The organism is Oceanispirochaeta crateris, assembly GCF_008329965.1.
Taxonomy (GTDB): domain Bacteria; phylum Spirochaetota; class Spirochaetia; order DSM-2461; family DSM-2461; genus Oceanispirochaeta; species Oceanispirochaeta crateris.
In genome coordinates, this window is the sequence record NZ_CP036150.1 from 1,422,124 (window position 1) to 1,446,786 (window position 24,663).

At 42.3% G+C, this 24,663-nt stretch carries 19 protein-coding genes; 2 read left to right on the forward strand and 17 right to left on the reverse strand.

Features of this window, described 5'->3' with window-relative positions; all coding sequences use genetic code 11:
* Window positions 1-110 precede the first annotated feature (110 nt).
* From truB to EXM22_RS06530, 12 genes are all read right to left on the reverse strand, one after another.
* Window positions 111-1,040 (reverse strand): tRNA pseudouridine(55) synthase TruB, encoded by a 930-nt coding sequence (gene truB, locus EXM22_RS06475; RefSeq protein WP_149485730.1) that lies wholly within the window; start codon window positions 1,038-1,040, stop codon window positions 111-113.
* Window positions 1,012-1,368: a 30S ribosome-binding factor RbfA gene (gene rbfA, locus EXM22_RS06480; protein ID WP_149485731.1), complete on the reverse strand. Its 357-nt coding sequence runs from the start codon at window positions 1,366-1,368 to the stop codon at window positions 1,012-1,014. The genes truB and rbfA overlap by 29 nt, the downstream gene beginning before the upstream one ends.
* Window positions 1,369-1,375: 7 nt before the next feature.
* Entirely contained in the window at window positions 1,376-4,198 is a 2,823-nt protein-coding gene (gene infB / locus EXM22_RS06485) for a translation initiation factor IF-2 (protein WP_149485732.1), read from the reverse strand.
* Window positions 4,199-4,206: 8 nt separating this feature from the next.
* Window positions 4,207-5,712, reverse strand: a complete 1,506-nt coding sequence (gene nusA, locus EXM22_RS06490; RefSeq protein ID WP_149485733.1) for a transcription termination factor NusA — start codon at window positions 5,710-5,712, stop codon at window positions 4,207-4,209.
* Window positions 5,713-5,715: 3 nt separating this feature from the next.
* Window positions 5,716-6,168 carry an LSm family protein gene (locus EXM22_RS06495; protein ID WP_168203381.1) on the reverse strand — a complete coding sequence of 151 codons (453 nt, stop codon included), beginning with the start codon at window positions 6,166-6,168 and terminating at the stop codon, window positions 5,716-5,718.
* A 166-nt stretch (window positions 6,169-6,334) separates the two neighbouring features.
* Entirely contained in the window at window positions 6,335-6,790 is a 456-nt protein-coding gene (locus tag EXM22_RS06500) for a ComF family protein (RefSeq protein ID WP_149485735.1), read from the reverse strand.
* Window positions 6,791-7,073: 283 nt separating this feature from the next.
* Window positions 7,074-9,638, reverse strand: coding sequence for a DNA mismatch repair protein MutS (mutS, locus tag EXM22_RS06505; protein WP_149485736.1), 2,565 nt, complete (start codon window positions 9,636-9,638; stop codon window positions 7,074-7,076).
* A 16-nt stretch (window positions 9,639-9,654) separates the two neighbouring features.
* The gene (locus EXM22_RS06510; RefSeq protein WP_168203382.1) at window positions 9,655-10,176 is read right to left on the reverse strand and encodes an OmpH/Skp family outer membrane protein; all 522 of its coding nucleotides are present in this window, start codon (window positions 10,174-10,176) and stop codon (window positions 9,655-9,657) included.
* A gap of 53 nt (window positions 10,177-10,229) precedes the next feature.
* Window positions 10,230-12,704: an outer membrane protein assembly factor BamA gene (bamA, locus tag EXM22_RS06515; RefSeq protein ID WP_149485738.1), complete on the reverse strand. Its 2,475-nt coding sequence runs from the start codon at window positions 12,702-12,704 to the stop codon at window positions 10,230-10,232.
* 114 nt (window positions 12,705-12,818) lie between these two features.
* Entirely contained in the window at window positions 12,819-17,180 is a 4,362-nt protein-coding gene (locus EXM22_RS06520) for a translocation/assembly module TamB domain-containing protein (RefSeq protein WP_149485739.1), read from the reverse strand.
* On the reverse strand, window positions 17,177-17,905 hold the full coding sequence (locus tag EXM22_RS06525) for a hypothetical protein (RefSeq protein WP_149485740.1): 729 nt from the start codon (window positions 17,903-17,905) through the stop codon (window positions 17,177-17,179). Before EXM22_RS06525 ends, EXM22_RS06520 begins: the two co-directional genes overlap by 4 nt.
* Window positions 17,906-17,964: 59 nt before the next feature.
* Window positions 17,965-19,449 (reverse strand): hypothetical protein, encoded by a 1,485-nt coding sequence (locus EXM22_RS06530; RefSeq protein ID WP_149485741.1) that lies wholly within the window; start codon window positions 19,447-19,449, stop codon window positions 17,965-17,967.
* Window positions 19,450-19,494: 45 nt separating this feature from the next.
* Between EXM22_RS06530 and tmk the strand changes: the two genes are divergently transcribed.
* Together tmk and EXM22_RS06540 are read left to right on the forward strand one after the other, a co-directional pair.
* Window positions 19,495-20,091 (forward strand): dTMP kinase, encoded by a 597-nt coding sequence (gene tmk, locus EXM22_RS06535; protein ID WP_149485742.1) that lies wholly within the window; start codon window positions 19,495-19,497, stop codon window positions 20,089-20,091.
* Window positions 20,092-20,212: 121 nt separating this feature from the next.
* Window positions 20,213-20,773, forward strand: a complete 561-nt coding sequence (locus tag EXM22_RS06540; protein ID WP_484214020.1) for a hypothetical protein — start codon at window positions 20,213-20,215, stop codon at window positions 20,771-20,773.
* 1 nt (window position 20,774) lies between these two features.
* Here EXM22_RS06540 and queA read toward each other — a convergent pair whose 3' ends face one another.
* Genes queA through EXM22_RS06565 form a run of 5 tightly spaced genes read right to left on the reverse strand, consistent with a single transcriptional unit; the run spans window position 20,775 to window position 24,624 of the window.
* Window positions 20,775-21,794 carry a tRNA preQ1(34) S-adenosylmethionine ribosyltransferase-isomerase QueA gene (queA, locus tag EXM22_RS06545; RefSeq protein WP_149485744.1) on the reverse strand — a complete coding sequence of 340 codons (1,020 nt, stop codon included), beginning with the start codon at window positions 21,792-21,794 and terminating at the stop codon, window positions 20,775-20,777.
* Window positions 21,769-22,794 (reverse strand): Holliday junction branch migration DNA helicase RuvB, encoded by a 1,026-nt coding sequence (gene ruvB / locus EXM22_RS06550; RefSeq protein ID WP_149485745.1) that lies wholly within the window; start codon window positions 22,792-22,794, stop codon window positions 21,769-21,771. The genes queA and ruvB overlap by 26 nt, the downstream gene beginning before the upstream one ends.
* Window positions 22,795-22,805: 11 nt before the next feature.
* Window positions 22,806-23,408, reverse strand: a complete 603-nt coding sequence (ruvA, locus tag EXM22_RS06555) for a Holliday junction branch migration protein RuvA (RefSeq protein ID WP_168203383.1) — start codon at window positions 23,406-23,408, stop codon at window positions 22,806-22,808.
* A complete protein-coding gene (ruvC, locus tag EXM22_RS06560) occupies window positions 23,405-23,884 on the reverse strand; it encodes a crossover junction endodeoxyribonuclease RuvC (RefSeq protein ID WP_149485747.1) in 480 nt (159 codons plus the stop codon). Before ruvC ends, ruvA begins: the two co-directional genes overlap by 4 nt.
* On the reverse strand, window positions 23,881-24,624 hold the full coding sequence (locus tag EXM22_RS06565) for a YebC/PmpR family DNA-binding transcriptional regulator (RefSeq protein ID WP_149485748.1): 744 nt from the start codon (window positions 24,622-24,624) through the stop codon (window positions 23,881-23,883). Before EXM22_RS06565 ends, ruvC begins: the two co-directional genes overlap by 4 nt.
* Between the last annotated feature and the right edge of the window lie 39 nt (window positions 24,625-24,663).

The following is a 24,663-nucleotide window of genomic DNA, read 5'->3' on the forward strand; positions in this document are numbered from 1 at the left end:
CGCCCTGACAGAAATCAGCACCCGAAAATACAATATTACCGAAATCACCATAAAAGTCAATCTAAGATACCGCTATGTAAGTAAATACAAGAGATCAAATTTCACTCTGATCAACTTGCTGCCAAATTGATTTTATAGTGATACGCTCCATCCTTCTTTTCAAGGACGGCCTTTAATATATCATCCTGACTCTTCAAAAGAATAAAATCTGCCTCGGCCTTCAAAGGAGAAATCAGAAAATTTTCCTTAAAGGGCACTCCATGTTCCACTTTCTGAAGACCATCATCGCTCAAATAGACAGATACAGAGTTCCCTAAAGTCTCAAAAAACTTTTCCCAGGGATAAAAATCCTCTTTACCCCTGAAATCATCAACTTTAAGAGCTTCAGAGAGAGCAAAAGGGCCAACGGATGTTCTAATCAATTCCTGAACATATCCGCGGCTCCCACAGGCCCGGGCTAGATCTCTAGCCAAAGACCGAATATATGTTCCCTTTGAACAATGGACTTTCAATCTCAAATCCGGTGCATTGTACTCTAATATCTCAAGATCATAAATTGTTATTTTACGGCTGGGCATCTTAACATTCTGTCCACTTCTTGCAAGAGCATGGGCTCTTTTACCATCAATATGAATAGCAGAATACTGGGGTGGAACCTGAGAAATAACACCCTTGAACTGATCCAGCTTTGATTGAATCACATCCAGACCAGGAATAGGAGCCCTATCGATAACTTCCCCTTCAGGATCGAGGGTATCCGTTTCACTTCCAAAACGGATCAAAGCCTCATAAGACTTATCCATATCTGTGATGATTGAATTCAAACGGGTCAACTTCCCTGTCAGAATGATGAGTAACCCTTCTGCAAATTTATCTAGAGTCCCTGTGTGCCCCACCTTTCTCGTACCTAAGACCCTTTTAAGTTGACCTAGAGCCTGAAATGAGGTAAGACCGGGCTGTTTATGAAGTAAAATGATTCCCCCTCCACTCTGATGGGAGAGGGACTTAGTTTTAAGATTCTGATTCTTTTGATTTATCATGAAGGAGACTATCTATTTTCTGATTGAGCATAATTCCATCCCGGACAGACGTGTCCGGATAAAAATGAAGTTTAGGAGTCAGACGCATCTTCATTTGCCTCCCTATTCTGTTCTGGATAAACCCGGCTGCATGATTCATAGCATCTACGCTCTTCTTCAATTTCGCCTCGCCTTCCAGACCGGAAACATACAGTTTTGCGGAAGCAAGATCGTTTGAAACTTTCACAATCGTGATAGAGAGGAGACTATTGATTCTGGGATCTTTAATCTCCCTATTCATTATAAGAAAGCTAACCTGTTCACGAATTAGACTTTCTACACGCTTCATTCTCAACTCATTCACTAGCTGTAGGTTCTCCCAATTTTTTGGCGATTTCTTTCATAATAAAAACTTCCAGCTCGTCACCAACTTTGATGTCTACATAGTTTTCAATAGAAAGACCACACTCGAATCCCTCACGGACTTCTTTTGCATCATCTTTGAATCGTTTAAGAGAAGAAATTGGTCCGGTATGAACCTGTATTCCATCTCTAATAACATGAACATTGCTCTTTCTGGTAACGATACCTGAAGTAACCATACAACCGGCAATAACACCGATTTTTGGTACCTTAAAGGTTTCACGGACTTCAACTTTACCAACAACCTGTTCTTCAAGGTCGGGAACAAGCATTCCTTCCATGGCTGTCTTAATATCTTCTACCGCATCATAAATGATGTTGTATTTTCTAATTTCCACTTTCTCACGTTCTGCTACCATCTGAGCTTTTGGTGTTGGTCTAACATGAAATCCAATGATGATTGCATTAGAAGCAACGGCTAGGTTCACATCATTTTCAATGATAGCCCCTGCTGCGGCATGCTTGCAGACTAGTCTTATCTCAGGAGTACTCAATTTCTCGAGAGCCTGTTGCAATGCTTCAACAGAACCATGTACATCACCCTTGATGATGACATTCAATTCTTGCACAGAACCGGACTGTATGGAGTCATAAAGGTTGTCCAAAGTGATTTTTTTCACATTTTTGGCACTTTCCATCTTCCTCAGTTCCTGGCGTTTATCACCATACTGACGGGCCACTCGTTCATTTTCAGTCACCTGAAAGGGATCTCCAGACCCGGGAATACCGGAAAATCCGAGAATCTCGACCGGCATAGACGGAGTTGCTTCGTCTACTTTTTCACCCTTATAGTTGAACATGGCTCTTACTTTTCCAGGAAAAACACCTGCAACGAAAGAGTCTCCGACCTTTAGGATTCCCCGTTCAACCAATACTGTAGACACAATACCGCGTCCCTGATCGACCTTGGACTCAATAACTTTCCCCTCGGCACGACAGTTCCAGTTTGCCTTCAGTTCCATTATTTCTGATTCAAGAATCAATACATCTACAAGATCCTGAATACCTTCACCCTTAAGAGCAGAAAGTTCTACAAACTGTGTTGTTCCACCCCAGCTGTCAGGCATCAAGTTATACTCTGAAAGCTGCTGTTTTACCCTGTCTGGATTCGCATCTGGCAGATCCATCTTATTCACGGCTATAACAATGGGAACATTGGCATCTTTTGCATGGTTTATGGCTTCAATTGTCTGAGGCATAACCCCGTCATTTGCCGCAACAACCAAGACAACAATATCAGCGACCTGGGCACCACGGGCTCTCATCAGCGTAAAAGCTGCATGACCGGGTGTATCAAGGAAGGTTAAATCATGTCCATCTTTGGACTTGATAGTATAGGCTCCAATATGCTGCGTTATTCCTCCATGTTCAGAGGAGACAACGTCAGTATTCCTCAAGGCATCCAATAATTTTGTTTTACCATGGTCAACATGACCAACAACAGCAATAACAGGAGGTCTTGTTTTTAAATCCTTTTCTTTGTCTTCTTCAGACTCAATCAGGGTTTCATCGTAAAGAGAGACTAGCTTAACCTTACAGTTGTAATCATCAGCTAAAATAGTTGCTGTTTCTGCGTCTATTTGTTGATTGATTGTAACCATCATACCCATACCCATCAATTTCGAGATGAGATCGGATGCTTTTAGGTTCATTTTTCTAGCCAGTTCTGAAACTGTCACAACTTCCATAATATCAATTTCTTTTGGTACAGGATTCGTTGTGTTGATAGTTTTCTTTTTAATCTGATACAGCTTCTCAGTATTTTCAGCCTTTTTCTTCTGATAGGACTTTACGCCCTTCTTACTCTTGAAGAATTTCTTTGAGGCAGATTTTTGAGAATCTGACAGTGACTCCTTGGGAGCTCCACCACCAGCATTGCTACCACCTGGCCTGAAGCCACCGCGATTGGGCCCTCCGGGACCACTAGGACGGAATCCTCCCCGGTTGGGTGTACTTCCTCCCTGTCCTCCAGGACGATATCCGCCACTTTGGCCTCCGGGACGATATCCACCGCCCTGATTGCCTTGACGATATCCGCCACTCTGGTTGCCACTACTTTGACCTCCGGGACGGTATCCGCCACTTTGGCCTCCTGGTCGGTAGGTGCTATTTCCACCACTGGGACCGGGTCGGTAGGTGCTATTTCCACCACTGGGACCAGGTCGGTAGGTGCTATTTCCACCACTGGGACCGGGTCGATAGGTGCTATTACCAGACCTTGGTCCAGGACGATAAGTACTGTTCCCCTGACCACTTGGACGGTATCCACTACCCTGACTGGGATTTGATCTATATCCACCATTCTGGCTCTGATTATTACTATCATCACCGGATCTAGGACGTTCAAAATTTCTGCCGCCGGGTGCATAATTCCCCGCTCTTCCACCAGAAGGTCTGGGTGCTCTGCTTTCACCACTCAGATTGCCGGCTCGACCGGTACCACGACTGGAATTAGAAACTCTGTCTGGATTCCGAGGAGCTGGCTTCTTGGGTGGAGCGCTGGTCTTTGCTGAATCTTCACTTGGAGTCGAAGTCTCAGGGCTGACTTTCTTAGCAGCGACAGGTTTGGTTTTCGTTTCTTCCGATGCAGTATCTTTAGTTGCCACGACCTTATGGGCCTTTTTGACAACGACTTTTTTCTTAACTACCACAACTTTCTTTTTGGTGTCAGCTGCTTCTGTAACGGGAGGTGCTTCTGCCTTTTTATGCTTAATGAGTGTTGCTTTAGGTTCTTTCTTATCTAAATCTTCTGACATATACCACCTTATCCCTGATCATCATCCTGAACGTCCAGGTCTTCTTCCTGTCCATCCTGCTCGACTTCTTCTATTTCAAAGCTCAGCCCGACACCGCAACTTGGACAAGCTGTCATATCCAGAGTAATACCAGCCCCACATTCGGGACATTCATAGGCTTCCTCATCTTCAATGACTTCATCTTCATCCAGTTCTTCATCACTGTCACTTTCCACGATTTCTACATTTTCTTCGATAGTACCCTTAATCAGGGTTATATCATCTTCATTGATTCCTTCAAAGGACTTGAGATCATCAATATTCATATTTACAAGTGTTTCGATTAGATCGATTCCATTTTCTCCAAGCAGGGCTGCGACTCTCTCGGGAATATCGGGTAACTCATCAATACGGGTAATTTCTTCACTGGGCTCTTCTTCATTGCTAAAGAGTTCGGAGGCAGCCCTATTGATCTCTTGAGACAAGTCCATCTCTTCGAACTGCTCTTCTGTTTTAACATCAATACTCCAGTCAACCAGTCTATTGGCAAGCCTGACATTCAGCCCCTGTTTACCGATGGCAAGAGAAAGCTGCTGCTCCGGAACTATGGCCAAAGCCTGTCGTTTTGCACCGTCAATGACAACCACATCATTAACTTCTGCAGGAGACAGCGCGTTCTTGATGAATGCAATTGGATCTGGATCAAATTTCAAGATATCAATCTTTTCACCTTCCAGCTCTCTGACGATGGCCTGAATTCTAACACCTTTGAGACCGACACATGCTCCTACTGGATCAACATCATCTCTATTAGAAGAAACGGCAATCTTGGTTCTGTATCCTGCCTCACGGACAATCTTATGAACTTCGATGGTATTATCATAGATCTCCGGAACTTCCAATTCAAAAATACGTTTTACAAAATCCGAATGGGTTCTGGATAAAACGATCTGCAAACCAGAGGGAGTCTTATTTACTTCACTTATAAGAGCCTTAATTCTGTCCCCCTGATTATACTCTTCACGGGGAGACTGAAATCTTTTTGGCAGGATACCTTCGGTCCGTCCCAGATCTACAAAAATATTTCCATTTTTCTCTCTCTGGTAGTACCCGATGATCATCTCACCGACCTTATCTTTAAATTCAGAATAAAGAGTATCTTTCTGAATTTCTCTTAGATCTTGACGGGCTCTCTGTTTGGCGCTCTGTACAGCTAATCGGTCAAACTCTTTAGGGTCTATTTCAATGAGAAGTTCATCGCCCAACTCACTTTCTTCGTTATATTTTACGGCTTCTTCAAGAAGAATTTCACAAACAGGATCGTAATAGTCGTCTTCATCAACAATTTTTTTCTGAGCAAAAATAGCTACATTGGAGTTATCTTCACTAAATCGGACAATTGCATTGTCCGAAGTTCCGAATTTCCTCTTGTAAGCTGCCATTAAAAAATCCTCAATAGTACTGAGAACCAATTCCTCTGTTATGCCTCTTTCCTGCTGAAGCTGACGTATTGATTCAGCGAAATCTGATGTCATAGCTTAACGGGCCTCCATTGTATAATCCAATTTTCCTTTCCTGACTTGATCAAGAGAATAGGATACTTTTTTATCATCTATAATCAGAACCAGAGTTACGCCGTCTGATTCCACTATTTTACCAGAAATCCAATCATTACTGCTTTCAAGCAATATTTTTACAAATTTACCCTTAAAAATGTCATATTCCCGGGAGCTTTTTATCCTTCTGTCAATGCCGGGAGATGTAATCTCCAGCGATAAATCCCTCGAGTCGATAAGCAGGTCCAGACGGGGTTTGATGATTTTATGAACATCTTCACAATCCTTGAGGGAAATTCCCTCAGCCCTGAATATCACAAGTCGTATATTATAGACTTGTTTCACTATGGCAACGTTGCATTCGACCAGTGCGATGCCCATAGCTTTTAACACTGGTTCCAGATCTTCTATGATTCTGGAGTCAATATCTTTCAAATACCCTTCCTGTTCGGCCATCCTGAAATAAAAAAAATACAAAAAAAAGAGCCTTGCGGGGGCTCTTCACTGCGGATGCCATTTAATTTGTAATTAATATATCAAGTCGTGACTTAAGTGTCAACAGATGATCCTTAACAGCTGAAGTCAAAAACAAATATCCTCTTTAAAGTACAGTAGAAAGCACCAGAGCTAAGATTTCTCCCCCATATACTTCTGACAGCTTTTCTGCCGCCGCGCTGAGAGTGGCTCCGCTCGTATACACGTCATCTAGCAGTATAAAACGGGGATATTCCACGAAATCAGCCCTTATTTTTTTAATTTTTAAAGTATTTTTCATATGAACTTCCCTCTCTGCGAAATTGAGAGTTTTCTGCTGGACTTTATCAGAACGTGTAAGGCATCTTATTATCAGACTCTTATATTGCTGCTTCATTGTTTTACACAATAGATCAATCTGATCCCATCCTGTTTTGCGAATTTTACCCTTCCGGGGTGGTATGGGGATAAGGGGAATCCCCAACAACCCCTGACTCATAAGGGCCTCTTGAAGAATTTCAGCAAGAAAGAAACGGAAATTCAATTGCTTTCCAGATTTATATAAGGAAATAATTTCTTTCATTGAGCCATTGAAATAAGAGAGGGATAATACCTTACTCAGCTTTGAGGGTTTACTGGCACAAAAGGGGCACTGATCCATATGGGATGAAACAACTGGTTGGGAGCATACAGGGCAAAGGGGCCCCTTCTTAGAAATATCTTCCAGAATCCTTGTACGACAGATGGAGCAAATTCCCGATGGATGCTCTACTTCTGATCCACAATAATAGCATCGCTGGTTATCTAGAAACTGTCCGATTGTCATATATTTTAAACAGGACGATCCGTCTTTTTGATTTAAAGATTTAATTTTTGAGGTTTTCCTGAAGAGAGTGCAGGATGTTTAAGGCTTCCAGGGGAGTCATATTATCGATATTTACAGACTTGAGCTGGTCTAAAACAATTTCATCCGAGCTGAATAGGTCCTGCTGTTGAACTGGCTGAGTCTCGGGAATAATCAATGTTGAATTCTGTTTATGAAGCTCCATAGATTCAAGGATCTGACGGGCCCTTGAAACGACTTCTTCGGGCAAACCAGCCAATGATGCAACATGAATACCATAAGAATTATTAGCCGGCCCTTCTTTGATCTTTTTCAGAAAAACAATGTCATCCCCTGTTTCTTGCACACTCAAAGAGAGGTTCATCAGACTGTCGTGTTCCAAATTGGTTAATTCATGATAATGAGTGGCAAAAAGAGTCTTAGATCGTATATCTTCCAGTAGATACTCTGCAATACTCCACGCAATGGATAGACCATCATTCGTACTCGTTCCCCGTCCGATCTCATCCATTATGACAAGGCTGCGCTCTCCTGCATTTCTAAGGATATGAGCTGTTTCATTCATCTCTACCAGAAACGTTGATTCTCCCCGTGCTAGATTATCTGAAGCTCCTACCCTGCAGAAGATACGATCTACAGTACCGATAACAGCCTGATCTGCCGGAATATAAGAACCAATTTGCGCCATGAGTACAATGAGTGCTGTCTGCCTTAGGAAAGTTGATTTACCAGCCATATTCGGACCGGTGATCAGGGCAAATGTAGATGTTTTGTCATCCATATGAAGGGAGTTCGGTATAAACTCTCCAGGAGGTAAGTGAGCTTCGACGACGGGGTGGCGTCCTCCCTCAATCAGCAACGACTTATCATCACGGATCTGAGGCCGAACATATCCCCGAATTGTTGCGGTATAGGCAAGGGAGGAATAGCAATCTAATTCACTCAACTTGTTGCATAATTCCTGGATAACAGGAATTTCGGGTTTCAACTTTTCCCTAATGGCAATGAACAAACTTTTTTCCAATTCAACAATTTTTTCAGAGGCTGAATTGATCCCGCTCTCAAGGTCTCCAAGCCTGGAAGTTGTATATCGCTCTGCACCGACAAGAGACTGGCGCCGGATAAAATGGTCGGGAACCAGATCAGACTGCAGCTTTGATATTTCTAAAAAATACCCTATGATTTTATTGTATTTTAACTTGAGATTTGTAATGCCTGTTTCTTCTTTTATCGAATTTAAATAGTCATCCAAAACGGCCCGGCTGTTATTCTTGAGCTCACGAAGTTCATCCAGGGAACTATCATAGCCTTTCCTAATAATTCTTCCTTCCGTAAGCAGTATGGAGGGATCTTCCATGATGGCTTCTTCAAGCTGATCTGCCATATTCTGGAGGGTGGTTTTCATGACGGGAGTACATATTGGAGAAAACCCTTCGGCCTTTTCTAATATTTTCTCAATTTCAAAGACTTTCTTTAGAGAATCTTTAAGAGAAAGTAGGTCTTTGGCATGGGCTTTATCCAAACCGATACGGGAACTCAGTCTTTCCATATCCAGAATATGGCTCATTACGCTTCTAATTTCAGATAAGAGAATCTGGTTTTTGTAGAGTATACTCACCGCTTCCAATCGGGCGTCAATTCCGGTTTTACTGCGCAGAGGATTCAGAATCCATTGCCTCATTTTTCTGGCACCCATGGAAGTGGATGTTTCATCCAGAACATTGAGAAGCGTAAATGAGGAAGAACCATCATCCATATTCCGGATCAGTTCAAGATTTTTCTGTGTGGCATCATCGAGAGAAACATAAAGATCTTCGCTATATTTCTTTAAACCACCAAGATGGGTGAGATAGTGGCGAGCCGTGTCTTTGAGATACTCCAGAAGAACACCTGCAGCCGCTATAGCCGGATCATCTGCTTGAAAGCCAAACCCTTTCAGATTGGCCACCTGAAACTGCTCAGTGAGCTGACGGTAGCTGCTGTCTGTATCAAAGAGCCAGTCGGGAATGCGGTTAAGTACCAATCCAGATTTATTTGAGAGAGACCGGAAATAGGCTTCGTCAAAAAGAGATTCCTGTATCAAAATTTCACGAGGTCCCAGTCGGCTGAGTTCTTTTCTTATAAACTCCTGGGGATGGTTATCAGAGCAAGATGCCGCCATAAATTCTCCTGTAGACAAGTCTACATAGGAAAAAGTCATAACTTTTGAGACTTTGCCGATGGCAGCCAGATAGTTGTTTGATTTCTTATCAAGAAAGGATTCATCGACGACCGTACCGGGAGTAATGATTTCTACAACATCCCGTACGGCAATACCTTTTTTAGGAAGTGAGATCTGTTCACAGATGGCAATTTTTCGGCCGGCATTCAATAGTCTACCGATGTAGTTCTGGGCCGCATGATAAGGGATGCCGCACATGGGGATTCCATGCCTCTTAGTCAGTGTCAGATTTAGAAGACGACTGACGTCTTCAGCATCTGACCTGAACATTTCATAGAAATCTCCCATCCTGAAGAACAGGACAGAATCTTTGTGTTTTTCTTTGATGGACATATACTGCCGCATCATTGGTGTTTTTTCAGTCATGTTAAAATATCGAAAATCACCGCATTTTAGTCATGAGTCTCTGAAGGACCTGTTCGGTGATGTCTACTTCATAATTCCACCAAAGAAGATTAGGATCAGATTTCTTAAGAACAATGGAGTATCCACCACTTTCAGCGACGTATTTGACCTCTTCAATGATCTCTTTTACGAGGGAGTTATTCTGACTCAGATTCTTATTTAATTCAGTCAACTGACTATTTTTGACACGGATATAGTCTCTCATGAATTTTTTCTTTTCAAAAATCTGATTATCCAGTTCTAGAGCCTTGGAATTATTCCCACTGTTTTCGGCATTTAGCTTCCGTTCTTCCAGGATGCTAATCTCGCCCTGGATTTTATCAATTTCCTGCTGGAATTGGCTTTTCATCTCTTCCAATTCTCTCACTGCCTGAGAATCTTTATAAAAAGCAGAAAGTATTCTGGAGTAATCTAGGACGGCTACTTTGGTAATTGTATCGCTAAACACAGGAATAACAGCTATAGAGAGCAGAACAATCAAGGTTATAATTTTTTTCAATTTTTTATCCTCCCGGACAGCTACAGTCGAATACGGCCGAACTGCCCCAAAAATCAGTAAATATCAATTCCGAAAGAAATAACTAGGTCTAGATTTCCATTTTCAAATTCTACATAATCTGGCTCCGGGTTCCAGTCAATGGAACCATTTTCGTTAAATTGGAATTTCTTAACCAGATAAATTCCTATAGGAAACTGGGGATTATCAAAACGGATACCCGTCCCGAGACTAAATTTCATATCACTTAGGGAAGCCTGTTGAAGCAGCTCCTTTGATTTCCAAAGACCCACTGAGTCTAAGAAAAAGTCATAAGCCAGAATATTGGGAATCAAAGGGAATTTGATGGTAATGGTATTATCCCACAGAGATTGACCATCCGATTCTGGATACCAACCCCGGGCTACAAACATACCGTCTGCGTAAAAGCCATCTTCTTGGGGATCTATGGCAATAGAACTCCAGGGTTTTTCTGCTAAATAAGAGAATGCAGATTTTATGGAGAGAACAGATTTTAAATTGAATGTATCTGAAGTAGGGATATCAAAGAGGGTGAAATTCACCTCCCCTCTTGAAACTGATTTCATATAATTCTTGCTTGAAAAACTCGAAATCCCCGCAATGGTTGTGGTTTGACTGAGGATGAAACCTTTAGAGGGGCTACCAACGTAATCCCGTGTATCCCAGGCCCCTTTCAGCCAGATGCTGTCATGATACATCCAGGTTTCGTAGTTTTCACGAACACTGCTGCTCCATGGCCTGTAGATTTCATTGTCATACTCCACATATTCGACGCCACCCCTGATACCGGAATAGAGGTTCCAACGCCCAAGACCTGTATACCATGTGTATCCAGTGTTTAAACCTGTTGAAACATAATGAGTGTCATATTCCATAAGATAATCGGTAGGTACGATCTCGTTGGCATTGGTAAAATCTTCATCATCCAGATAGGGGTCAATAACCCCGTCACCGTTCAAATCTTGATAGATTTGTGACTCACTACTATGTTTGTAGGTCAGGTCTGCCCCGGCACCCCATTTAGTATCAAACAAACGGGGTTCTGAATATTGGAGAGACACACTCTGGCTATCGGGAGAAAAAATGGTATCGACCCCCAAGGTTCTACCGGTGCCCATGAAGTTGCGGTCATTCCATTTAATATTACCCGCAAGAGGGAAATCCTGACCTCCTGAGAAAGACAAACCAAAGATTATGTCTGCAGTTTTACCTTCTTCTACATCAAGAACAAGGTCCATCAGTCCATCTTCGCTTCCAGGGTAAGTTTGAGGCTCTACCACAGAAAAATACTGGGTGTTGTAAAGGTTTCTAACCCCTTCCATGACTTTGGTTTTGCTAAAAACATCTCCAACCTCGAAGGACAGTTCCCGGGTGATGACATGTTCCTTCGTCTTATCATTCCCCCGGATCACGATGTTCTCGATATGAGCCCTGTCTCTCTCAACAATATTGACAGTGTATGAGACGGTTTTATCTTCATCATTTCTATTTTCTTCTAGGGAGAAAGTATTATAGATATACCCATTTTCATAATATAAATCGGTTATATTCTGATAATCAAACTGAAACCGCGTCTTGTTAAAAACCTTGGCAGGATTTTGGGTAATATAGGACTGAAGCTCTTCTGTCGTATAAAGAGAATTGCCTACGAATTCGACCCCACCAAAGGTATAGGGATCCCCTTCATAGATAACCAGGGTAATAATCAGGTTATTCACTTCTTTTTCTTCATCACGCACGACATCTTTGTTGATTTCCCGGACTTCGGCATCAATAAAACCTCTGTCCGAATAATATGTCTCGATGAGTCTCACATCTTCCTGCAGCTCATTCTCCATAAGGATTCCCTTGTTGAAAAGAGACTGTGCCTTCGTTGTCATGAGGCTCATCAGAGTCTTAGAAGTAACATGAGTATCATTCCCGACAAAGCGGATTTCCTTAATGGTGGTCTGTGTTCCTTCCTGAATATCAAAGACGACTGAAACCGTATTATCTTCATCATTTTTTTCGATATTACTCGTGACTTCAGCATCCACAAAACCTTTTTCGACATAGAGGGACTGCAAAGACTGAGCATCCAGACGAATAGAGGACTTATTCACCAAATCCCCTTTCGTTAGAAGGATATTATCACTAAGTTCGCCCTTCCGTATCCTGTTATTGCCCGTAAAGATTATTTCATTGACAACGGGCTTCTCTTTGAATTGGAACTCAAGGATAACGGTATTGTTATTGTCATCTCCGGGAAGAACCTGTGGCAGAATAAGATCAAAATACTCCAGAGCATATAACTTTCCTTGAATTTCCCAGGAAAGGGAATCTGTGAATTTTCTTGATATATAAGACCTGACAATTCCATTCAATTCCGTTTCAGAAACGGTATTTAAACCGGTAAACCGTATATCTACTATCTGTTTGTTCACATACCAATCGTCAGCACTCTGCGCCGATAGGGAGACCGTCCCCAAAATCAATAGGATAATGAACACAGTCCATCTCTTGTTAAGCATCAAATCTCCTTTATACTACCAGTGCTCCATTAGAACCTTGGTGATTCTTCACTCAGGTCCAAAGAGCCTTAAAAGTTGTTTCCTCAACATACTGTTTCAAGAGGATATGGGAATTCAGTAAGAATACTGCCATTCAAAACCAATTGCATTATTTTTTACAAAATCGCTGTTATAAAAATCATAGGCATTACTCTTATTATAATTCCAAAAAATCAGAAAAAAGGGCGTTCTCATCTCAATTGTAAGATCCGGAACAAGATCAATCCCATTCATGTAGGATCTTAAACCATACAGTTGATCATAATCAACAACTACCCCAGCTGAAAAATACAAGGAATCTCCAGCAAATTTCCCTAGATACAAACTCGTATTATCCAGGTATTTTGCCATACTGAAAGTGGAACTGGAATCGCTAACAGTACTCTCTCGGTTCAACTGATCAATCAATGCATTTTCCAAAATCTCAGTCCTGATTGTCACATTGTCCAGATTCAATGATTCTTTCAATGCCAGTTCAAAAGGTCCTACAAAGCCATAAGTACCCACCATTCCTCCAGTTGCGAGGATAAGTTTAGAGACATCGGTATCACCCGAATCATCATAGGGAATGAGACTCTGGCCGAATAGGGCCGTGATCTGATCTTCCGGCATAGAGGGATTAGACCTGAGACTGGGCTTGAACTCATTTAGAATTGGATTTCTATACACCAAATAGATAGTGACATTATCTCCATTGGTATCTGTTGTATCAATTTCCGCTTCAATATTCAAGAAGGGATTAAAGGTATTCTCATCTTCATTAAATGTCAAAGAACCTTCTGTCATTTTAAATGTTCTATCAAAATAATAGATTTCACCTGTTCTTATACTGATACCTCCGGTCATCGACATTGTCTTATTCAGAGAATCAAAAGTCAGATTGATCCTTTCACCGGATTCTGCCACAGCTCGAACCAGTTCTACCTGAGGGTTCGGAAGGATAAAATTTACATTTTTCCCTGTTTCAAATACAAGATCAAGTTTAAAGGAATATGTACCAGACTTTTTCTTCCTGACGATACGATCAGTCTTATCACCCAAAGAACCCACAAGCTCATTCAGGACAACTATTCCGTCAAAATTACCCTGACTTGAATTCCCGTGAAGTTTAAATTGCCCCGTAAATGCGCCGCTTCCATTGAGCCCATGGGCATTGTAGGAAATAGGAGCACCAGGTGTTCCCTCGGCAACAATATCCAGGTTGTAATCGTTGATTCCCCACCCCCGCAAGGTCATAAACCCCTGTCCCCGGAGATTCCCTTTACCTGCTGGAACATTGAATTCCCTAGCCGTGATCACATCATTCTCTATTTGAATATCAAGTGACAGTTCTCCAATGGGAGCATCCGTATAGGGAGTCAGAACATTAATATTTACAGATTTAAGATGTCCTGAAAAATCAGGATCTGTCAGGGTCCCCTGGACATTGACCTGCCCCTCTAACAGGCTTCCCTCACGAAAAACAACATACCTGTTATTGAGAGAGGGGTCCTTGGGCATGATATAATTGATAACATTCAGATTCAGCACAAGATCAGCGATATCTAGATTAACCGCATCAGGAGAAAGCTGCCCTTCAAGATGCATGGAGACTGGAAATTCCTTTTTAAGATTTGCAACTATCTCATTTGTCTCAAAATTATAATTCACAAACTGTTCCGCATCATGAGTAAGAACACCCTTCAGAAGTGGTCCACTTTTGGAGAAATCTATGGTTTTTGATGCAAAGGAAGTCAACCCATTCCATTTTATTGGGTGGATTCTTAAACGACCATTAAAATCTTTCAGAACAGGAACCTCAATATTTTTAATATCCATTGAAAGACCGGTTTCCATTCTGATGGTGAATCCCGATTCAATTCTGGAGGCAGTTTCTTCCAGTTCATCTGAATTACTCAGAGCTGAAGTGAAAACAAGTGAACCACCTTTTAAATCAAAAACTCCTAATCCTCTGGATAGATACAAATTATTCTTCTGAACATTCAAATCATATATTTCAGCCTTGTCTGTGGTAACCCTGATCTTTCCTGCCAGACCAAAGGGCGAATTATTCCATTCCAGGTCTGGAGCATGGATTTGTCCCTCCACGAGAGGAGAATCCAACGCACCTTGAATACTGAGAGTGGAATCCACACGCCCCTTCATGTCGAGAAAGGGAAAACGATCGAGCATTCCTTCATTAATCTGCAGGGTCAGGGATAATAAACCGTCATTAAACGCTGCATAAGCATCATAACTTTCCTGCACTGATCCTGTTTTATCATCATTGAGGATGAGTGAACCATTATAGATTTCATGGGGAACATCATAGAAGAAAGAGCCGCTTCCATTGAGAGAAGAGAAGTCATCACGATACCCTAGGGAAAAAATATTAACGGCTCCCGGAGCAACAAAGGCTGTCATGGTGACTTCAGGATGATACAGAAGGTCTGAGTTCTCCCATTTCAATGAAGATTCGTTTAAAAAGAGTTCCCAGTTTTCTTTTGTATACCGTCCCCGTAGATTAAGAGTAGCCATGAAATGCTGATCATTCCATGTGACAGGCAGCCTTGATGCTTCTAAAGTACCCAAATATCCTGATTGAGTTTTTTTGGCTAATTGAACCTTGACTCCATGATTACCGAGAAGAGAAAACTGGCCATTACTATACAGTCCATTCAATTCATACTTATGGTCATTTAGGTCCCAACTGGTTTGAACCACGGTTTGATTTCCCAAAAAACGAATATTCCCAGATCCAAAGAGTGAATTTTCCTCCCAGACCATTTCAAGCGCATAGAGGTCCAGCGTATTATTGCCATAAAAACCACTGAGAGTCATACTTTTGTTCTCTTTAGGAAGGAAGGTATTCAATCGCTGCATCTGAATCATGAGATTATCTTTGGAATAACTGATAGTCCCTTCCGATTGCAGTTGTATACCTGGATAAAGTTGAAGGAAAGATTCTATTACCGACTGACCGAGCAGGGGATAAATACTACTAAGAGACATGTCTGAGATTCTGTAGGAAGATTGGATCTGGAACCCTTGATCAAAATTTATTTCACCATCAACAACAACTCTATCGTTCATATCGTTTAAGGGATTTAAATTTGCCAAAAAGGAAAAAATATAGCTTGTATTATCCTTGTACACCAATGTCTTGAAATCACCGACTCCGGTTTGATTATTGAGGAGAATATTTCTTGAATTGATTGAATAATAATCATCGATGTTTCTGAGCACAAGCTGACCTTTTAGCTCATTATCATTACCAAGAGGAACGTTGTTAAAATAAAGATTTCCTTCGGGATAGCTATCTTGAAAGATCCATTCTCCCTTCCAGTCTATGTTACCAACATCAGTGGTTATTTCCATCTTGTCAGATCTGAAGTGCAAATCATCCCCCTGAACATCCATTTGAATATTCAAAGGAAAGGGCAACATTTTATTATCCATTACGGCCCTACCATTATATGAGTACTGGATAAATCCTGTAGACCGTTCATATATAAAGTCACCCTGCCCGCTGAGGGAGGTCTGCAACCATGGATTAATCGCTTCAAAGGAAGACTTGAATGAGACCAGCCTGGATGGTAAAAATTCTTCTGCAAGAAGAGTTACCTTAATTTCGTCCGGACCATAATAAAGATTCAAATCATAGGGTTTATCGTCTTTTATCTTGGTAAATCGAAACTGCCTGTCTTTATACCCCAGATTTAATCTCTGATTTTCCAGAACTGCCAAGTTAGAATCGATTCCTGTGAATTCACTTTCAAGAGCAAAAGCACTCAAGTCATTCTGAAGGGTTCCCTTAATTTCTGAATCGAGGACCACATATTGAAGGACCTTGGATGTATCTTTGCTCTCATATGAAAAATGCCCCTTTAGAGCAATTCTCAAATACTCACCGGACTGGCGCAGGTTGATATTATTTCCAGAACCCTCTGCTTTTAAATTCTCAGAACTGAATCTCATATCCCAGTTTCTAATTCTGATATAATTGGTTAGGATTCGACTTAAATCCAGTGAAAACTCATTGCCATTGTTACCCGTTGTTATTCTGTCGATAAAGGGTCTGTCCTGAGACATATCAAGGTCCAGATGAAGCCCTGAGACAGTAATGCTGGTTAATGCCGTTTTTTCAGAAAATAAGAGTCCAAACAGATTATGGTAGAGTTTGACTCTATCAATGTTTAACAGTGGTTCAGATTGTCCCCGGGTATAGACCCGCAGATCATAGATTGTGACCGAATTAAGAAAGGAAGGCGAAATAGAGTCATATTCCAATCGCAGAGCATAACGATCTTCAATAGAGCCTATGATTTCTGTTTTCATCCGATAAACAAAATCCGAGCTTTTCTCTTCAACAGTTTTATATGCAAACAGACCAAGAAGGAGAATGAGGATCAACAGGAAAACCTGCAGAAAATGGTATAGAAATCGAGTCCATCTCATGGATTATCAGACTCCTGGGGAGTCAACCTAAGACGAAAAACACCCTTACGATCTCCATCATTGGCAGTAGATTCAAACAAAAAGGATAGAACATAGCTTCTGATTTGTTGATCCAGGCTGATTGATCCTGTTCCCGGGGGTGGTATTTGAACAAAACCAACTGTCCCGTCTTTCAAAACAGAAAAGGATACCAATACTTCCCGGGGCAGGATTCCCCCGATGGGGAGCCTAAAATTAGGATCGGGGATTGATAGAACACGGGCGGAGTGTCCCTCCCATTCCACATCTAGAGGATTCTCGTCTATGGGCTGTGAATCTGACACATTTGCACCCAATGGGGAACTGAAACTACTTTCAACACCCTGATTTTCTACGGGAGATTCCATGGCGGCCGATGTCTGAGGAGCCGAGACAAGCTCAGAAACTACCGAGTCTGTCACTTCGGGAAGAGGACGTTCCTCTGATATTGGTTCTTCTACTTCATTGATCACCGGTAATATTTTGCTGGGAAGAGCTTCCTCCATTGAAACCGAAGAATCATTAGACTCCTTGACCTCACTTTTATATACATCTGCTGTGACAACCTGCCTAAGGGTGACTGAAATGGAGGGATACACATCCTGAATCATAGGTTTGAATGCAAACAAAGCAAACAAGTACAGCACAAATGCATGCAGGAGCAATGAGAAGAATACTGCTTTTATCAAATACTCCGAAGATTCCATTCTTTCACCTTACTTTTTTAAAATACATACAGAATCACGAAAGTTACAGAACTGCACGATCAATAAGAGAAAGAAATCCCCGTACCTCCTTCCAGAGTGAATTCTGAAATCGGACAATCAAGATAAAAATTGAAGGATAAAGATGAAACAAATTCAATACTTGTTCCAATTCCGGCCAGGATTTCAGAACTCTCTGATAAGATGTCCTGATACCCTCTCAGTAGATCCCGATTCCCACTACGAAGTAGAAAAGAATAATGATCAACCAAGCCTTCTCCCGGAAAAATCCAACTATTTATCCCCATAAATCGAAACTTTCCCTTATCACTATGATCGGCATAAGAGTTTATTTCCGTGATAATTCCACCGCGTATTTCCCATGAAAAACCCATTTCGTAAAAGAGGAGTGACATTCTTACCGGCATGAGTTTCTCATCCACAAGGAGTGGTAGATCTCCCTGTTTAAAACCGGCTGCAGTATAGCCTTGAATCTCTCTTCTGGTAAAGTGAAGCCCCACCTTGCTCTGCTGCCAGCGATAATAGGTATTTTCGGACCAACTGTATATTTCCCGGGTTAAAAATTGTTGATAAAGGGCATCTGAAAGCTCTGCTTCAGATGTTTCAGCAAAGACACTGAATAAACCATGGACTCTGTAAAGAAGTGAAACCTCCGGGAAGTACTTGATGCTGGAATCAAATGGAGAAATCTCACTCAATAAACCGGCAGAAAATGTAAAATCACCCTGTTTCAAAACCAGGGTATCTTCAAAAGTAAACCCGGGGACGATCTTCCATGACTCTTTTTCTGGTATCCCGGTGATGGCAGCAGCAAGAGAGGGAATAAAAAGAAGAGAATGGATTGAAAATCCATGGGACAAACCGCCATGAGCTGCAAGATCATAGGTCTTTGAATCATTCGTAGATGAGAGCCTGACTCCGGCTTGCATACCATAAGAACCGGTATCTCCTTGAGGAAAACCATCCCATTTGAGGTATGAAGCTATGCCGACTGCCTGGTTGGACCTGATCGACAGGGAGGCAGACAGGGACTGTTCTTCTTGTTCCAAGAAAAAACGGCTAGCTATCCAGGATGGATATCCACTATTATGGGAATAATTCCCTTCCAGATCATAGAGGAAGCCCCCCCGGGCAGCTTCAAATAAAAGGCTGCTACCGTAAGGTTCATCAAAGGCTATGCCTATTGTATGGGCATGAGTGACATCCCCGGTACCCGTATTTAACACGGGAGCTTTCCAGTCCAAGGTAAGGCCCTGTAAATCATCTGATTCGGGTTCACTCCGGGACTGAGCGTCTGACTGCTGCTCATGAGGCCCCGGGCTCAAGGGATAAAACAGAGAACTCAATTCTGAATTTTCAAGTTCCAAACTTAGGGGAGGATGATAAAACACATCGGGGATTTCAATATCCGGACCGGCGGGTCTCCAATAAAGAATATCACGATCCAGAATGATTGGATCATTTTCTGCATACAAATAGGATGACAGAACGAGAGTTATCAATATTAGTATAGTCAGCTTTTGCATTGTGTATTATTCTATCGGAAACATTTGATTGCGCAAGGACAGAGTATGAGTTTATGGGATAAATTTGTTGTACTGGAGGGTTTGGACGGTTCTGGAACAACAACACAGCTAAACAGACTCTCTTCATACTGCCTGGAGAATGGTATTGATAGTATCAGAACTTTTGAACCATCAGACGGATTTATTGGTTTGGCGGCCAGAGCCGTACTTGAAAAAAGAGAAAAAGTTGATCCACTGACTTTGGCACAGCTCTTTGCGGCAGACAGAAGAGAACACGTTAAAATGATGAAAGAGCAGCTTGAAAATGGAAAATGGGTGTTCTGTGACCGGTATCTCTTTTCTTCTCTGGCTTATCAATCCCTGCATCTGGACTTTGAAACGGTTCTTGATCTGAACAAAGAATTTCCACTCCCCGGATACTGTATCTATCTGGAATGTTCGGTGGAAACATCTTCAAGCAGACGGGATAAGAGAGAAAGCATTGATCTTTTTGAAAAAGAAGCCCTCCAGAAACAGGTCATGTCCCTTTATGAGAGAGCATTTACCACTTTTTATCCAGAGGGGAAAGGATTTTATAAGATCAATGGTGAAACGGGAGCTGATGAGGTATTTCAGGAAATAATTAAGGTTCTGAATCTTTAATTTTTGAATCTCAACGGCATTGAATGTAAGGTATATCCCACCATCCTCCGATATTGAGAGAGTGAAGAAATACCTCAGGTTCATCTTTTTCCTTTTATTCCTCATTCCCGCAGTGAAGCCTATGGATCTTCATGCCTATAAGATTCTCTATGCAGAGCAGTTCTACCGCCTCTATCATCAGCATATGCATCAGTATCCCGAAGATACCCTGGAGAATATTCACTACCTGGGAATGGCTCTTCGTTCAGACTTTGCCAACCCCCTCAATGCTCTGGCGACAATCAACAATGAAAAAGAGTGGGAAAAATACAGGTATCTGTTTTATATGCATGTCAACTTGAAGCTGGTTGATTCCTATTTAAAGCTGGGTATGAAATATGACAAACGGAACGCCTACTTTTACAACTATCCATGGAAATTTTCAAATTTAGACTCATTGGATACGGCAGAAGAATGCTATAGATACGCCTTAAACTTCTGGGAAGATGCCAAGGAGTGGTCTGCAAAAGCCGCTTCCGATAAATTCGCCTGGATGTTCCTTACGGATATACAGTTCTGGGAAGATGAATCCTACAGAATCGAAACAGGAGAACTGAATTATCAAAGAACGATCCAAAGAGAGCTGGATCGTTTACAAAGAGTGAGGGAAGCCTTCGAATCAATGGATGAAAACACCTACTGATTCAGAGCATCAACATGGCATCTCCATAAGAATAAAACATATAACCCGAAGCGACAGCCTCTTCATAGGCTTTCTCAATAGTCTTTTTACCCGCAAAGGCACTGACAAGAACAAGAAGAGTTGATTCAGGTGTGTGAAAATTTGTAAACATCCGATTCACAACCTGAAACTCATACCCGGGATATATGAATATATCAGTACTGTTTTCACCCCTCTTGAGTTGACCATTCCCCCAGGCAGACTCGAGAGTCCTTACTGAGGTTGTCCCGACGGCAAGAATGGGCCGGCCTTCCCTCACAGCCGCTTCTACTTTTAAAGCGGTCTCCTCTGAAATAAAGAACTGTTCCTCATGCATCTTATGGTCCAGAATACTCTCTGTTCTAACTGGTTCAAAGGTACCCAGACCAACATGAAGAGTCACAAAAGTAGTCTCTACACCTTTTTTATGAAGTTTCTCAATGATTTCATCGGTAAAGTGCAAACTCGCTGTGGGTGCTGCCACAGAACCGGTCTCTTTTGAGAAGACAGATTGATACCGTTCGGCATCCTCGTCGCTATCATCTCTCTTTATATAGGGAGGAAGTGGAATATGGCCAAATTGGTCTAAATAGTCATCATCCACAGGAGATGAAAAGCGCACCTTCCGGTGGTTATTGCTGACCTCTTCAGTAATCGTCCCTTTCAAATCTCCCGGAAATTGAAAAGTCTTTCCCCTCTTTTGTTTCTTTGCCTTAGAGACCATGCAAAGCCAGAGATCTTCCTCTAGTGACTTCAGAAAGAAGAATTCAACCCTCCCGCCAAATTCAGACTGAGCATAAACCCGAGCTTTTCTGACCCTTGAATTATTAAAAACCACAAGAGTGCCTTCTTCGACTAAATCGGGAAAGTCCTGCATATTTTTATGAGAGATCTCACCGCTTGTCCTATTTAAAACCATCAATTTGGCCGTTCCCCTCGTCTCGGGGGGATGCTGAGCTACCTGTTCGGGAGGTAAGTTAAAAGAGAAGTCCCTGATTTTCATTACTGTTCCATTCCAATCCTAGATGTTTGTATGCCATGGGAGTCGCGACCCGCCCTCTGGGAGTCCTCTTAAGGAATCCCTGCTGAATCATGTAAGGTTCATAGAAGTCCTCTAATGAATCCATGCTCTCTCCCACAGAAATAGCCAGGGTTTCGGCACCGACCGGTCCCCCCTGGTATTTTGTAATGAGAGTCCTCAATATCTCTCTATCCAGCTTTTCCAGACCTTTCTCATCCACTTGGAGGCGTTTAAGCCCCGAATGAACAATATCCGTTGTGATAATTCCCTCTCCCTCTATTTGAGCAAAGTCACGCATCCTTCTTAGTAACCTGTTGGCGACCCTGGGGGTTCCCCTGCTGGAACCAGCGAGAAGATGAGCGGCATCGGATGTAATCGTTATATTCAAAATAGACGCCGATCGGGTTAATATTTTCTGAAGTTCCTGATGATTATAGAAGTTCATCCTTACATTAATGCCAAAACGCGAATAAAGCGGACTGGACACACGTCCCGGTTTCGTTGTTGCTCCCACCATTGTAAAGGGAGGAACAGGAATACGGATGGTCCTGGCAGAAGGTCCCTGCCCTATAATCCAGTCCAGTTCGAAGTCTTCCATGGCAATATAGAGCATTTCTTCTATGACCGGTTTCAAGCGGTGTATTTCATCTATAAAAAAGACGGTTCTTTCTGTTATGGTAGTCAAAAGTCCGGCTAGATCCTTTGGCTTATCCAGGGCAGGAGCCGAAGTTACCTTGGCGTCCACTCCCAGTTCATTGGCCATGATTCCCGCCAAAGTCGTCTTACCGAGACCTGGAGGTCCGGATAGAAAAACATGATCCAAAGGTTCTTCACGCTTTTTTGCAGCTTCAATGAAGATTCTCAAATTACTCTTTATATCTTCCTGTCCTAAAAACTCATTGAGCAGTCGGGGACGTATGGGATTCTCAGCCTGCTCTTCGCCATGATAGGAGAGACCTGATAAAATGCTGTCATCTGACATATATGTTCACCTTAGGAGCTGAGTTCAACAATGGCTCTTCGCAGGATTTCCTGCTCTTTCTTATCGGGACCCAAAGATGCAATATCTTCGTCCTTCATGAGATTTTTGACAATAGAAAGAACCTTCCTTTTTTCAAATCCCATGGCTGTGAGAGACTCTACCCACTCAGATTCTGGGCCATGTGAACTGGTACCACCACTGTCAGCATCTTCCCAGCTGAGTTTTCCTCTGAGTTGAAGCAGTATTTTCTGAGCCGTTTTCTTACCGAGTCCCGGCAATGAAGCAAGCCCCTCTAAATTTTCTTCTTCCAGATAGAGCATCAATTGATCGGGACGAACCGCTGAAAGAATTTTAATGGCTCCCTTGGGACCAACCCCGCTGACCGAAATCAAATCTAAAAATAAGAACCGCTCTTTGACACTTGAAAAACCATATAGGGCCATTTGATCTTCTTTATGATAGAGCCAGGTGAAGATCCGAGCTTGATTTCCAACGGCGGGCAGAGACGATATGCTGATTCCTGAGGAGATGATCTGCCACTCCATTCCATGGTTTTCCATACAAATCCAGGAATCCCCTTTTTCAGTGATGACTCCGTTAATACTGTTTATCAAGACAATCCTCCTGAATGGGCATGACATAAAGCGGCAGCCAATGCATCGGCAGCATGATCAGGCCGCGGAACATCCTTAAGCTTTAATAATAGGGCAACCATGGACTGAACCTGATGCTTGTCGGCTCTGCCAGTTCCGACAACGGCTTGTTTTATCTGCAATGGAGTATACTCCCCCACAGTCAGATGATGTTTTGCCATACATAAAATGAGCGCACCCCTGGCTTCAGCAACAGGCATGGCAGAACTAACATTTTTGGCAAAATACAGAGTTTCTATGCCGGCAGTAACAGGATTATACTCTTTGATGACCCGGCCTAATTCCTCATAAAGACAAAGAAGCCGGTCGGTCATGGGTGACTTTGAATCAGTCTTGATCACACCATGAGCCACATACCGGCTTCGCATCCCATCATGAAGGATGATTCCCCAGCCGGCATGAGCCAGGCCAGGATCGATTCCCAGTACGGGAATCATTCTTCCATTTCGAAATCAGCTGGAACTTCCAGATTGCTGGCAACATCCTGTACATCGTCATTGTCTTCCAGGCGGTCAATAAGACGTAAAACCTTAGCGGTATGCTCATTGTCCAAGGTAACAGTATTGTCTGAAACCATGGTAATTTCAGCACTCAGCTGTTCAAAGCCTGCTTCCTGAAGTGCTGTGAGAACCGCCTCAAAATCGGCTGGATCTGTGACAACCTCGATTGTTCCATCTTCATTTGTCACATCTTCAGCACCGGCTTCCAGAGCAATCTCAAAGAGGGCATCAAAATCAATATCTTCTGCACTATAAGCAATAATTCCCTTTCTGGTAAACTGATAGGAAACGGCACCAGTAGTGGCTAATGATCCGCCCCCCTTACTCAGAATGGACCTGACATCGGCGGCTGTTCTATTTTTATTGTCTGTCAGAGTAGAAATAAGAAGTCCTACTCCCCCAGGGGCGTATGCTTCATACTGAAGCTCAATATAATCGACCCCATCCAAATCACCAGTACCCTTTTTAATGGCTTTATCGATATTATCTTTGGGCATATTGGCTGCTTTAGCTTTTAATACGACAGTTCTCAAAGCCGCATTTGTTTCAATGTCACCGCCACCCATCCGGGCTGCCACATTGATTTCCTTGATAATTTTTGTAAAGAGTTTACCCCTTTTTGCATCAAGTGCACCTTTTTTGTGCTTTATGGATGCCCATTTGCTATGTCCTGACATTATATCTCCTTAAAATCCAACGATTAACGGTATTTCTAA